The sequence below is a fragment of the Mixta sp. Marseille-Q2659 genome (assembly GCF_940807255.1).
Taxonomy (GTDB): Bacteria; Pseudomonadota; Gammaproteobacteria; order Enterobacterales; family Enterobacteriaceae; genus Mixta.
On sequence record NZ_CALNWY010000002.1, the window covers coordinates 193,817 to 207,277 of the forward strand.

Below are 13,461 nucleotides of genomic sequence, written 5' to 3' on the forward strand. Positions count from 1 at the left end.
AGGAGATGTTATGAATACCCGCTCATTTAAAGAACGCCTGTTGCATGCCGTTGGTTTTGAGGCGTTGGCGATCCTGATCGTTTCACCGCTGGCGGCATTCATCATGGATAAACCGCTGTTCCAGATGGGCGCGCTGGCGCTGGCGTTATCAACTATCGCCATGGTATGGAACATCGTTTATAACGCCCTGTTTGATCGGCTGTTTCCGCGTGACAAAGTGAAACGCGGCTTAGGGCTGCGTATTGCTCATGCGCTCTGTTTTGAGGGCGGATTTATTCTTATTGGGCTGCCGGTCGCGGCAACGATGCTGGGAATTGGCCTGCTGCAGGCGTTTATGCTGGAAGTGGGTTTCTTTCTGTTTTTCCTGCCCTATACCGTGGTCTATAACTGGCTCTGGGACTGGCTGCGGGAAAAGCGGCGTACACCCTGCGAAAGCCGGTAAGATCTGGCCCGCCGATGTCAATCGGCGGGCGCGTTGTTAATCCTTGCCGGTTAACCAGGCCAGAATCATCTGCGGATAGCTGCGACGGTGCGTTTCCTGCTTGTCTCGCTCCTGCTTTTGCGCTGGACTAAGATGTACGATCTCATTGCCTGGCGCATAGTGTTCCGCCTTCAGCGGCGAGTGCTGCTCAATATATTGTTTCAACACTTCCGCATCGACAAAGCCGGTATTCACAAATCCTGGCAGCGTATTGATCGCGGGATATCCGTCGCCACCGTTGGCGTTAAAGCTTAGCGTCGCCATGCGATAGGTTTTATCCGCCTGTAACGGCTCGCCGTTGATTTTTACCTCGCTAACGCCCTGCCCGTCCGCCACCAGGCTGACGTTGGCAAACTGCGCATAGGCGCCGGAGTCCACCTGTTTGTTGGCGACCACCGCCAGATATTTTTCCACCTCGCTGCCTTTCATCTCAACCCAGCACAGCGTGTTGCCAAACGGCTGCACTTTCAGCACGTCTTTATAGGTGATCGGCCCCGCCTCAATGGAGTCGCGCACGCCGCCGCCGCTCATGACGGCAAAGTCCGCTTTGGTACGGGCGATCTGCGAGGCAAGGATCAGGCGAGACAAATTGGTTTGTACGAAGCGCACTTTGCTGCGATCGCCTTCCAGACGGCCGTCAACGCTGCCGATTTGCACCTTCAGCTGCGCTTCCCCTTTTTTCTGAAAAGGCGTCAGCAACTTCATCATAGCGCCGTTCTGAGCGATTTCCGGCTGATAATTAATCCACTCATCCTTGCCGTCGCTGTTCTTCACCTTGTGTTTCAGGTTAACCGGGATCAGCTGGTAGTTTTCCAGCGTCAGCACGCCATCGCGGAAGGTAAAGTCGGCACGCCCAACATATTTGCCCCATTCATGCGCCTGTACAATCCAGGTGCCGTTCTGGCGATCGGGCACGCAGGGCGAACCCGGGACGTAATCCACCTGCTTCAGGTTATCCTGCGCCATGCAGACCGGATCCTGTGAATGCCCGCCAACGATTAAGTCGATGTAGCCTTGCGGCAGCGCGCGCGCCATCTCCACATCGCCCGGCGCGTTGGAGCCGTGATTGCCGTTATCGTAGTGGCCCATATGGGTGGCAGCGATAATAACGTCGGGCTTTTCTTTGGCGCGTAACGCCTCCACGACTTTTTTCGCTTCGCTGGCCGGCGGACGAAATTCAATATCGGTCAGGTATTCAGGATTGCCAATTTTCGCCGTGTCATCGGTGGTCAATCCGATCACCGCGATTTTTAAACCCATGCGGTTAAACAGCGCGTAGGGCTGAAATAAGCGTTCGCCGCTGCTTTTTTGATAGATATTGGCGGAAAGTAGCGGAAACTTCGCCCACTTCTGCTGCTGGCGTAGTACCGAAAGCGGATTATCAAACTCGTGATTGCCTATTGCCATCGCATCGTAGCCGACCAGGTTCATGCCGCGAAAATCGGGTTCGGCATCCTGGAGATCCGATTCCGGTACGCCGGTGTTAATGTCGCCGCCGGAGAGGATCAGCACTGCGCCACCGTGCGCCTGGACATCGTAGCGAATGCTGTCCATCAGCGTTTTTTGCGCCGCCAGGCCATATTCGCCCTGCTCATTACGCCAGAAGCGACCATGATGATCGTTGGTATGCAGGACGGTGAATTTATAGACGCGGCCCTTTTCCCATGCCAGCGCCTGCGAAGAGAGCAGGCTCAGGGAAAGCACCCCGCCCATGATAAGGGTATTGATAAAGCGCAACGTTATTCTCCTTGTCGACAAGCTAAGCAGCCGGCCTGCAGCCGCCGGGCAGTTACCGCCAACATGTTAATGTACGCCAGCGAATTTGTAACGCCGCCGCAATGATAAAGCCTGTTATGCCTGAAGCCGGCCTTTCCCGCAATAAAAGTTATCGCGCCGCGATTCAGGCTTTTTCCAGACGGGAAATACCCGTAGAAACAGCCTGCTTTTTCATTTTCCAGGCTTTTTCGCCAGTTTCATTACCTTTATGTGATAAAGAAAACCTTTTTAGCACCTTATTTTTGCAAAAAAATGCCCATCATTCACAGTGGCTATCAAGGCTGGCACGTCATAAGTAAAAAAAATGGCCAGCATCACCCGTTTTTTAGATATTTCGCACTTTTTTACGTTTATCTGGTTTAATTCTTACGCTGAAATCTCCATTTTGCTTTACACTAGTTACAACCGGACACAGTTGCACACAGAAGGAGACAGCATGCACGACAGCACCCCGCTGATTACCACTATTGTTGGAGGCCTTGTCCTCGCTTTCCTCCTGGGAATGCTCGCCAGTCGGCTACGCATTTCACCTCTGGTGGGCTATCTGTTAGCAGGCGTTCTCTCCGGTCCCTTTACGCCGGGCTTTGTCGCCGATATGAATCTGGCGCAGGAACTGGCGGAGCTGGGCGTTATTCTGTTGATGTTTGGCGTCGGGCTGCATTTCTCTCTGAAAGATTTGATGGCGGTAAAAGCGATCGCGATACCAGGCGCCATTGCCCAGATTACCGTTGCTACGCTGCTGGGTATGGGCCTGAGCATGGCGATGGGCTGGGAATGGATGACCGGACTGGTATTCGGTCTTTGTCTTTCTACCGCCAGTACCGTGGTGCTGCTGCGGGCGCTGGAAGAGCGCCAGCTGATCGATACGCAGCGCGGGCAGATCGCCATCGGCTGGTTGATCGTTGAAGATCTGGTGATGGTATTAACGCTGGTGCTGCTGCCTGCCATCGCCGGCATGCTGGAAAAAGGCAATGCCAGCCTGACGCTGCTGGCGTGGGATCTCCTCTTTACCATCGGCAAAGTCGCCGCATTTATGGTGCTGATGATGGTCGTGGGCCGCCGTGTAGTGCCCTGGATTTTGGCACGCAGCGCCGCTACCGGCTCACGGGAGCTGTTTACGCTGTCGGTATTAGCGCTGGCGTTGGGCATCGCCTTTGGCGCCGTCGAGCTTTTTGACGTCTCTTTTGCGCTGGGCGCGTTCTTCGCGGGCATGGTGCTGAATGAATCAGAGCTGAGCCATCGCGCCGCCCACGATACGCTGCCGCTGCGCGACGCCTTTGCCGTCCTGTTTTTCGTGTCAGTGGGCATGCTGTTCGATCCAATGATTTTGATCCAGCAGCCGCTGGCGGTGCTGGGTACGCTGGCAATTATTGTGCTGGGTAAATCCGCGGCAGCCTGGCTGCTGGTAACCCTGCTTGGCCATTCGCGCCGTACCGCGCTGACTATTTCCGTGAGCCTGGCGCAAATCGGCGAGTTCGCATTTATTCTGGCCGGGCTGGGCATCTCCCTGAATCTGCTGAGCGACGAAGGGCGCAATCTGGTGCTGGCGGGCGCGATTCTGTCGATCATGCTTAACCCGATTCTCTTTACGCTGCTGGAGCGCTATCTGGAGAAAAGCGAGAATTTCGAAGAGCAGAGTCTGGAGGAAGCCACCGAGGAGGAAAAACAGATCCCGGTGAATATTTGCAACCATGCGGTTATCGTCGGCTATGGTCGCGTGGGCAGCATGGTCGGCCAGCTGCTGCTGGAGGCGGAGATCCCGATTGTGGTGGTGGAAAACGCGCGGTCACGTATAGAGATGCTGCGCGAGCAAGGCATTCGCGCCATTCTGGGCAATGCTGCTCGCGCCGAAACTATGGATCTGGCCCGACTGGACTGCGCACGCTGGCTGCTGATGAGTATCCCCAACGGCTACGAAGCGGGCGAGATTATTGCGGCAGCACGCGAAAAGCATCCACATCTGGAGATTATCGCCCGCGCCCATTATGACGATGAGGTTCACTACATTCTGGAGCGCGGTGCGGATAATGTGATTATGGGCGAGCGGGAAATCGCCAACAGTATGCTGGCGATGCTGAAAGCCGGGCTGGACGCGCAGCCGTTGCCTCAGCATCCTTAACTGACGCGCGGCGGCTGGCCGCGCTAAAGGTTTAACGTTCCCAGTATGCCTCTTCCAGGCTATCTTCACGCTCCGGCAGGCCGCGCGTCAGGCGCGGCGAATGCTGATTCAATACCTGATAGCTCACGCGATTAGCATATTTACAGACCTGCGCCAGAGAGGAGTAAGTCAGGTAATTGCGTACATGCTTGCTGGAATTCGGCACATTGTTGCGGTGATAGCTATTGGCGGTAATATCATGCAGCAGCGCCGCCAGCGCGCCGTCGCCCGCACCGTTGGTGTTCATGATTTTTTCCGGCCCGCCCATATAAGGGGCGATATGCGAATAGATGCGCAGCGGATTTTCACAATCCTGATAGCGCATGGCGCGGCTGAATTCGTACTGATTGAATTCGGCAATCGCGCCGGGCAGCAGCGGCAGGTTGGTCTGGCGTTTTGCACTCTCTTCGGTGTAGCCCGCCATATAAAGGCCGTTCGGACCGGCGGTGCAGAGAACCAGATCCACCCAGTCCAGCGCTTTATCCGCGGCCAGCAACGGATCGGCGCAGCCGGTCAGCTCCAGCCCTTCCTCTTCGTTCATCGCCACGATAGAAACATGATCGCGCAGGAAATCACGCCAGAACTGCGGATTTTCGGCGATCACATATTTGGTTCCCAGCGTCAGCACCACCGGCACGTTGTACTGTTTCGCCCAGGCGACCGCCTGCATCGTCGCTTCCGGCATCGGTTCGCCAGACTTGCAGCGCACCAGATAGGAGGTCAGCACCAGCGCGGAGGCGCCAGCGATCACCGCTTCAGGTATGCTTTCCGGGCGCAGCTGATTCATCATGCCGGGACTGATGGCGAAGGTGCGCTCGCCGTTATCGCTAATCAGCGTAAAGCAACGGCCAATTGCGCCGTCAACACCTTGCAGATAGTTGAGATCGGTACGGCTGGAAGTGTTGCAGAGATAGCGATAGGCGTAGCCGCCGATCTGGACGTTATTACACATTACGCCCAGCAGCACCGAGCGGTCATCGGCCAGCACCGAATAGTTGTGCATGGTATTGCCGATGGTGCCGCCGGCGAACTGATGGGTGATCAAGTTTTCCCGCATCAGCTCGTTGTAAAGCGCGTCCGCCACATCATCTTCAATAACCAGCGAATGTCCAACGCTAAGCCCATAACGCGCGACAAAAGCGTTATCCACTTTCGCTTCAATATCTACCAGCGTTTGATCGATGCCGACCACCCAACTGGTGCCGGTTTCGCTCTCCGGCTGCACGGGCTGTAACAGCGGGTCGCGGGCATTGACGGGAAAATAGTGTTTGGATTTGCGTTGGCCAGGAAATTTCATGATTGTCAGATTCAGAGTAAAACAGGCGGAGGATAATATCATATTCCTCCGCCGTTACTCAGCGATGCGCGTTGACCAGCGCCAGCATCATCGAGATATGTTCCGCATCGTCATTGAGCGCCGGGATATATTCAAATTTCTCACCGCCCGCGTGCAGGAAAAATTCGCGGTTCTGTTCGCTGATCTCTTCCAGCGTTTCCAGACAGTCGGCAGAAAAGCCAGGGCTCATAATCTGAATATGACGCACGCCTTTTGCCGGTAAACCACGCATGGTTTCATCGGTGTAGGGCGTCAGCCAGGGCTCGCGGCCAAAGCGCGACTGGAAAGTCATCATCACTTCGTTATCGTTCAGGCCCAGCGCGCGCGTCAGCGCCTCGGTGGTGTCGCGGCAGCGCTGAGGGTAATCGTCACCTTCATTAGCGAAACGCTGTGGAATGCCGTGATAGGACATCACCAGCAGATCGGGCTTGCCATGCTGCGCAAAGGATCGCTCAACCGACGCTTTCAGCGCGGCGATATAGGCCGGATGTTCAGCATAGTCGCGAATAAAATGTACGTCGGGCATCGAACGGTAGCCAGCAAACACGTTGCTTAAACCATCCCAGACCGCCGCCACGGTGGAACAGGAGAATTGCGGATAGAGCGGCAACACAATCAGGCGCGTAACGCCCTGCGCCATCAGGCTGTCGACCGCGCTTTTCAGGCTGGGGTTGCCGTAGCTCATGCCCAGCTCAACCGGAATATCGAGCTGCGCGGCCAGCGCGTTACGCTGACGTTTGCTGAACACCATCAGCGGCGAACCCTCTTCCATCCAGACGGACGCGTAGAGTTTTGACACCCGCGGCGAGCGGATCGGCAAAATGATGCCGTTCAGAATCGGCCACCAGAGCCAGCGCGGCGTATCGACCACGCGCTTATCGCTAAGGAATTGTTTCAGATAGCGTTTCACCGCTGGCGTTGTCGGTGCATCTGGCGTGCCCAGGTTGACCAGCAAGACGCCGGGTTTATCTTGCCTCATCGTATATCCCTGTTTTTTCAAATGGTTTAACGGATTTTTCGCGATGATTTTACCCTGGCGGAGGCCGATAAGCTCGCCGGTAAAACCTTTCCTTTCAAGAGATGAAAACGCTTAGCGGCAAAGTATAGAGGAATGCGGGTAAAAGCGAACGGCAGAAGCGGTTCAGAAAGGATTTGTAACGATCCGGGAAGGGATCAGGAATATCATAACGATATTCCTGATAGCGGAGCAAACGCGCGCGTTAGCCCAGAATTTTCGCCAGCTCAGCGCTGACTTCGGTCACTTTACGCGTGCCGTCGATTTTGTGGTACTGGGTGTTGCCCGCCTGCGCTTCCTGCTGATAATAGGCTACCAGCGGCTCGGTCATGTCATGATACTCGACCAGGCGCTTACGCACGGTTTCTTCCTGATCGTCTTTACGCGTGGTCAGCTCTTCGCCAGTAACGTCATCTTTGCCTTCCACTTTCGGCGGATTAAAGGTGACGTGATAAACGCGGCCTGACGGCGCATGAACGCGACGACCAACGATACGTTCTACGATCAGCTCATCCGGCACGTCGAATTCCAGCACGCAGTCAATTTTGATGCCAGCTTCTTTCATGGCATCAGCCTGCGGAATGGTGCGCGGGAAACCGTCCAGCAGGAAACCGTTACGGCAATCGTCTTGCGCAATGCGCTCTTTTACCAGCGCAATCACCAGCTCATCGGTAACCAGTTTGCCTTCGTCCATAATGGCTTTCGCCTGTTTGCCCAGTTCCGTGCCGGCTTTCACCGCTGCACGTAACATGTCGCCTGTGGAGATCTGCGGAATACCGTATTTCTCCATAATGAACTGAGCCTGTGTGCCCTTACCTGCGCCCGGTGCGCCGAGCAGAATAATACGCATCGCGTCAATCCCCTTGCGAATTCATGATCTAACTAAGAAGGCCAAGAACATACCATTAAGCCCCGATCATCACAAGAAAACAGGGCGGGAAGCGGCTCTGGCAGCCAACGTCTTTTACCTGCGGCTATCATTAACCGGTTTATCTCCAGGATCCAGCCTGACGGCAGAGAAACGCTGTTTTTCAGAATGATCGCCGCCATAAAAAAGCCGACCCGCAGGTCGGCTTAGAGGCCAGCTTATCGACTATCAGGCCAGCAGCAGCTGGTTCATACGACGGATAAACTGGTTAGGATCTTCCAGCGTACCGCGTTCAGCGAACAGCGCCTGATCGAGCAGCAGCTCGACCCACTCAGCAAAACGCGCTTCGTCCTGGGTATCCGCCGCGCGTTTCACCAGCGCATGATCCGGGTTCAGCTCAAAGATATATTTCACTTCCGGCACCGCCTGCCCCGCTGCGGCAAACAGTTTCGCCATCTGGGTACTCATTTCATTGGCGTCGGTAGTAACGATGGCTGGCGTATCGGTCAGACGATGCGTCAGGCGCACCTCTTTCACGCGTTCGCCCAGCAGCGTTTTCACGCGATCGACAAACGGCTCCAGCGCTTTTTCCGCTTCTTTCTGCGCATCGTTCTCGTCGTCAGCCAGCTTGTCCAGCGTTTCATCCGCTTTGCTGACGGACTGGAAGGTTTTACCGTCAAATTCGGTCAGGTAGCTCATCATCCATTCGTCGATGCGATCGGAGAGCAGCAGCACCTCAATCCCTTTCTTACGGAACAGCTCCAGGTGCGGGCTGCTTTTCGCAGCGGCATAGCTGTCGGCGGTGATGTAGTAAATTTTCTCCTGCCCTTCCACCATGCGGCTGACGTAATCTTCCAGCGAGACGGTTTGCGCCGCGCCTTCGCTGCTGGTGGTGGCAAAGCGCAGCAGTTTGGCAATCGCCTGCTGGTTGGCATGATCTTCCGCCGGGCCTTCTTTCAATACCAGACCGAACTCGCTCCAGAACTGCTGATATTTTTCCGCGTCGTCTTTCGCCAGCTTATCGAGCATTTGCAGAACGCGTTTGGTCAGCGCGCTGCGCAGATTCTGCGTAATACGGTTGTCCTGCAGGATTTCTCGCGAAACGTTCAGCGGCAGATCGTTGGAATCGATGAGGCCACGCACGAAGCGCAGGTAGTTCGGCATAAACTGTTCAGCGTCGTCCATGATAAAGACGCGCTGCACGTAAAGTTTCAGGCCATGTTTATGATCGCGGTTCCACATATCCCAGGGCGCACGCGCCGGGATATAGAGCAGGCTGGTATATTCCTGCTTGCCTTCAACGCGGTTATGGCTCCAGGTCAGCGGATCGCTAAAGTCGTGGGCGATATGCTTATAAAATTCGTTGTACTCTTCATCGCTGACTTCCGCTTTGTTACGGGTCCAGAGCGCCTGCGCCTTATTGATCTTTTCCCAGCTAGTGGTGTCGCTCTCTTCATCTTTGGTTTCGATCTCGACCGGCAGCGCGATGTGATCGGAATATTTGCTGATGACGTTGCGCACACGCCAGCTGTCGAGGAACTCATCTTCACCTTCACGCAGGTGCAGGATGATTTCAGTACCGCGGTCCGCTTTGGTCAGATCGTCGATGGTATATTCACCTTCGCCGGCGGATTCCCAGTAAACGCCCTCTTCCGGCGCGGCACCCGCCGCGCGGGTACGTACGGTAACTTTATCCGCCACGATAAACGCTGAATAAAAGCCGACGCCGAACTGACCAATCAGCTGGCTGTCTTTGGCCTGATCGGAGCCGAGAGATTCGAGGAAAGCTTTGGTACCCGATTTCGCGATGGTACCGAGGTTTTCAATGACCTCGTCGCGACGCATACCGATGCCGTTATCACTCAGCGTCAGGGTACGTTTTTCCTTATCGACAGAAACCCGCACGCGCAGCTCGCCATCGCCTTCATACAGTTCAGGCGAAGAGAGCGCACGAAAACGCAGCTTGTCCGCCGCATCCGAAGCGTTGGAAATCAGCTCGCGCAGAAAGATTTCTTTATTCGAATAGAGGGAATGGATCATCAGGTGCAGAAGCTGTTTAACTTCTGACTGGAAGCCACGCGTCTCTTGTCCTTTCATGGTTTTGCTACCTCAACTGAAACAGGTTTATCGAACGTTGAGGAAGAGATGGGGATGGGATAACTGTTTTCAAGCTGGCACACGCGAATGTGCCAGCAGATGGTCAATATTTAATCTTGTGGCGGCCTGCCAGCGAGTGCGACAGCGTGGTGCCGTCGACCATTTCCAGCTCGCCGCCAACTGGCACGCCGTGCGCAATGCGGCTGGCATCCACGCCGTACTGCGAACAGAGCCCGGCGATGTAGTTTGCCGTCGCTTCACCTTCCACCGTCGGGTTGGTGGCCAGGATGACTTCCTGGATAGGCTCTTTTTCCAGCCGCTGTTCCAGACGATCCAGCCCAATATCGTGCGGGCCGATGCCGTCCAGCGGAGAAAGATGCCCCATCAACACAAAGTAGCGTCCGGCAAATTGCCCGGTTTGCTCAATGGCGTGAATATCCGCCGGGCTTTCCACCACACAGATTTGCCCATTTTGCTGACGACGCGGGTTCGCGCAAATGGTGCAGATCTCCTGTTCGGTAAAGGTGTGGCAGTCCGTACAGTGGCCAATTTCCGACATGGCGCGCGTAAGCGCCTGCGCCAGACGCATGCCTCCGCTGCGATCGCGCTGCAAAAGCTGAAACGCCATGCGCTGCGCTGATTTCGGGCCAACGCCCGGCAAGCAGCGCAGCGCTTCCATTAGCGTCTCCAGCAAAGGGCTGGTCTGCATCAGAACGGCATCTTAAAGCCTGGCGGCAGCTGCATGCCGGAGGAAACAGAGGCCATTTTCTCCTGCTGCGCTTCGGCGATACGGCGCGCCGCATCGTTGAATGCTGCCGCAACCAGGTCTTCCAGCATATCTTTATCATCTTCCAGCAGGCTCGGATCCACTTCTACGCGACGGCAGTTGTGCGCGCCGTTAATGGTCACTTTCACCAGGCCCGCGCCAGATTCGCCGGTCACTTCCATTTCAGCGATTTCCTGCTGTACCTGCTGCATTTTGTCCTGCATCTGCTGGGCCTGTTTCATCAGGTTACCCAAACCGCCTTTACCAAACATATATTTCTCTCTTTGCTCGGGCCGCGTAAGCCGTTAGGTTATGCGGCGATTCAAACGGGGCGAATACTTTCCTCATCCAGATCGGCATCAAAAAAACGACGCAGCGTCTGAATATGGTTATCCGCAATGATGGACTGACGCGCCTGCGCCAGTTTTTCTTCATAAATCTTCTGACGCCACTCCAGAGGCGTCAATACCGCAGGATTATCATCTTCAATGATAGTCAATTCAACCGGCTTGCCGCTGGCGTTGCTTAACGCTTCGGTCAAAACCTGCTGTGCGGAGGCGGAATTAAGATGACGCTGGCTGCTGCGTAAATGCAGGCAAACGCCTTGCGCCGTATCTTCTTTCCATGCATTAAGCGCCAGCTGCTGTACCAGCTTCGGTAAGGTTAGCGTGGCGATTTCCGCTGCCCAGGCGTCGCGCTGCAACGACTCTTCGGCCAGCCGGGCGGCCAGTTCAGGCGTTTTTTCATGCTCCAACGCCGAACGCAGCGCCTTCGGCGTGGCCACCTGCGGCGCAGCAGCTTCCGTTTCCGTCGTTTGCGCTTTCCAGCGATAAGCTTCTTTCTTCACCGGCGCCGCATTTTCTGCTGCGGGCCGCCTGCTCGCGCGTTCCGTTACCTGAGCAAGCCTTTCTAACGCTGAGCCTGCCGACCGCGCGCCTGGCGCTGTCGGCTCACTCTTTTTTGTTTTGTTTGCTCCCTGCTGGCGCAACAGCTGCGTTCGCGCCTGCAATAGCTGGCTGGTGGCGTCTGGTAGCGGCGTATTCGGCACCTCGGCTACCGGCGCGGATGCCGCAGAAGGAGCTTCCGGCGCGGAAAATGCCGCCGCAGTGGCGGAAGGCGGCACCTGAACATTCGGCTGCGGCGTCATTACCGGACGAGTAACCGGCTCGGCGATTTCTACCTGCGGATGAAACGCCAGCGCACGCAGCAGCGTCATCTCAACGCCCATACGCCGATCCGGCGCCAGCGGCAGCTCTTTTCGGCCCATCAGGATGGTCTGGTAATAGAGCTGCACGTCCGCAGGCGGCACTATACGCGCCAGTTCACGCAGACGTTGTTCAACTGCCGCATATTCGTCGCTTAACGCGGAGGGCAACAGCTGAATCATGGCAATGCGGTGCAGCAGGCGAAGCATCTCAACCAGCAGCGCCTCCCACTCCACGCCGCGACTGGCGGCCTGTTGTAGCAACGTCATGGTTTGCTGCCCGTCGGCGGCGGCCAGCGCTTCAATTAGCGCCAGCGGCTGGTCGTCGTCCAGCGTGCCCAGCATCGCGGCGACGCTTTCCGTCGTGACTTGCCCCTGACCGGTTGCGATAGCCTGATCGGTCAGGCTTAACGCGTCGCGCATACTGCCGTCCGCCGCGCGCGCCAGCAGTTGTAGCGCTCGCTGCTCCGCCGTGATTTTTTCCTGGGCCAGTACATATTCCAGCTGCTGACGAATTTGATCGACATCCAGCGCTTTAAGATGGAATTGCAGACAGCGGGACAGAATGGTCACCGGCAGCTTTTGCGGATCGGTGGTCGCCAGCAGGAATTTAACGTGCGCCGGCGGCTCTTCAAGGGTTTTCAGCAGGGCGTTAAAGCTGTGACGCGACAGCATATGCACTTCGTCGATCAGATAAACTTTAAAGCGGCCACGCGCGGGCGCGTATTGCACGTTATCTAACAGATCGCGGGTATCTTCGACTTTGGTACGGGAGGCGGCATCGATTTCAATCAAATCGACAAAGCGCCCCTGCTCGATTTCGCGGCAGTTATCACAAACGCCGCACGGCGTCGACGTAATGCCGGTTTCACAATTGAGCCCTTTGGCCAGCAGGCGCGCAATGGTGGTTTTACCGACGCCTCGGGTGCCGGAAAAAAGATAAGCGTGATGGATGCGTCCCAGCGACAGGCCATTGGCCAGCGCAGTCAGTACATGCTCCTGACCAACGACATCGGAAAACGCTTGTGGACGCCACTTGCGGGCAAGGACCTGATAACTCATTCGTTCACGAGATGTGTTGAAAACCAGTGGGACATGCTAACACAGCCCCGCCGCGACGGCGAGGCTGAAGGAGGGAAACTCAGTGGCCGGGGAACGAGACCAGGCTGTAGCATTCAATGCCCAGCGCGTTCAGACGGGCTTCGCCGTTTAAATCAAAAAGGTTGATAACAAACGCGGCGTCTTTCACTTCACCGCCGGCGCGGCGGATCAGTTTAACGGTCGCTTCAATGGTACCGCCGGTCGCTAACAGATCGTCAACCACCAGCACCACATCGCCCGGTTTGATCGCATCGCGGTGCAGCTCCAACTGGTCGCTGCCATATTCCAGATCGTAGGTTTCGCTCCAGGTTTCACGCGGCAGTTTGCCCGGTTTGCGCACCGGTACGAAGCCAACGCCCAAACCCAGCGCTACCGGCGCGCCAAACAGGAAGCCGCGCGCTTCCGTACCGACAACTTTGGTAATTCCCCGATCGCGAAAGCGCTCAATGAACAGATCAATCGTTGTAGCGAAAGCTCGCGGATCTTCAAGCAGGCTGGTGACATCACGAAACAGGATACCTGGCTTCGGATAGTCTGGAACGCTTTTAATACTGTCTTTAAGAAATTCAAGCTGCTGCGCAGTCGCGGTCATAATGTTATGCCTGGTGAATACTAAACTGACTCGCGCAGCTTCGCCTTACGCTGACGGTCTACGCCGC

Annotated in this window: 12 protein-coding genes and 1 other annotated feature; of the genes, 3 read left to right on the forward strand and 9 right to left on the reverse strand. The window is 56.0% G+C overall.

The genetic code is table 11. From position 1 onward, the window contains the following. Positions 1–10: 10 nt before the first annotated feature. Positions 11–442, forward strand: coding sequence for a multidrug/biocide efflux PACE transporter (locus P3C52_RS02940; RefSeq protein ID WP_275553719.1), 432 nt, complete (start codon positions 11–13; stop codon positions 440–442). Positions 443–478: 36 nt separating this feature from the next. On the opposite strand, the gene ushA is transcribed toward P3C52_RS02940, so the two are convergent. After that, a complete protein-coding gene (gene ushA / locus P3C52_RS02945) occupies positions 479–2,194 on the reverse strand; it encodes a bifunctional UDP-sugar hydrolase/5'-nucleotidase UshA (RefSeq protein ID WP_275553773.1) in 1,716 nt (571 codons plus the stop codon). Positions 2,195–2,334: 140 nt separating this feature from the next. On the opposite strand from ushA, the gene P3C52_RS02950 reads away from it, so the two are divergent. Together P3C52_RS02950 and ybaL are read left to right on the forward strand one after the other, a co-directional pair. Then, entirely contained in the window at positions 2,335–2,556 is a 222-nt protein-coding gene (locus P3C52_RS02950) for a hypothetical protein (RefSeq protein ID WP_275553720.1), read from the forward strand. A 137-nt stretch (positions 2,557–2,693) separates the two neighbouring features. Beyond that, positions 2,694–4,376, forward strand: coding sequence for a YbaL family putative K(+) efflux transporter (gene ybaL / locus P3C52_RS02955; protein ID WP_275553721.1), 1,683 nt, complete (start codon positions 2,694–2,696; stop codon positions 4,374–4,376). A 31-nt stretch (positions 4,377–4,407) separates the two neighbouring features. Here the strand turns inward: ybaL and P3C52_RS02960 are convergent, their stop codons facing one another. From P3C52_RS02960 to apt, 8 genes are all read right to left on the reverse strand, one after another. Then, on the reverse strand, positions 4,408–5,712 hold the full coding sequence (locus tag P3C52_RS02960) for an inosine/guanosine kinase (protein WP_275553722.1): 1,305 nt from the start codon (positions 5,710–5,712) through the stop codon (positions 4,408–4,410). Between the two features lie 58 nt (positions 5,713–5,770). After that, the gene (gene hemH, locus P3C52_RS02965) at positions 5,771–6,730 is read right to left on the reverse strand and encodes a ferrochelatase (protein ID WP_275553723.1); all 960 of its coding nucleotides are present in this window, start codon (positions 6,728–6,730) and stop codon (positions 5,771–5,773) included. A gap of 241 nt (positions 6,731–6,971) precedes the next feature. Further along, positions 6,972–7,616, reverse strand: a complete 645-nt coding sequence (gene adk / locus P3C52_RS02970) for an adenylate kinase (protein WP_275553724.1) — start codon at positions 7,614–7,616, stop codon at positions 6,972–6,974. Between the two features lie 246 nt (positions 7,617–7,862). Continuing rightward, positions 7,863–9,731, reverse strand: coding sequence for a molecular chaperone HtpG (gene htpG / locus P3C52_RS02975; protein WP_275553725.1), 1,869 nt, complete (start codon positions 9,729–9,731; stop codon positions 7,863–7,865). 103 nt (positions 9,732–9,834) lie between these two features. Beyond that, complete coding sequence (gene recR, locus P3C52_RS02980) at positions 9,835–10,440, reverse strand: recombination mediator RecR (RefSeq protein ID WP_275553726.1); 606 nt, start codon at positions 10,438–10,440, stop codon at positions 9,835–9,837. Next, on the reverse strand, positions 10,440–10,769 hold the full coding sequence (locus P3C52_RS02985) for a YbaB/EbfC family nucleoid-associated protein (protein ID WP_038627543.1): 330 nt from the start codon (positions 10,767–10,769) through the stop codon (positions 10,440–10,442). The genes recR and P3C52_RS02985 overlap by 1 nt, the downstream gene beginning before the upstream one ends. A 50-nt stretch (positions 10,770–10,819) precedes the next feature. Further along, positions 10,820–12,763: a DNA polymerase III subunit gamma/tau gene (dnaX, locus tag P3C52_RS02990; protein WP_275553727.1), complete on the reverse strand. Its 1,944-nt coding sequence runs from the start codon at positions 12,761–12,763 to the stop codon at positions 10,820–10,822. After that, positions 11,417–11,478, reverse strand: a sequence feature (DnaX frameshifting element). (Overlaps the previous gene by 62 nt.) Before the next feature lie 79 nt (positions 12,764–12,842). Next, a complete protein-coding gene (gene apt / locus P3C52_RS02995) occupies positions 12,843–13,394 on the reverse strand; it encodes an adenine phosphoribosyltransferase (RefSeq protein ID WP_275553728.1) in 552 nt (183 codons plus the stop codon). Positions 13,395–13,461 lie beyond the last annotated feature (67 nt).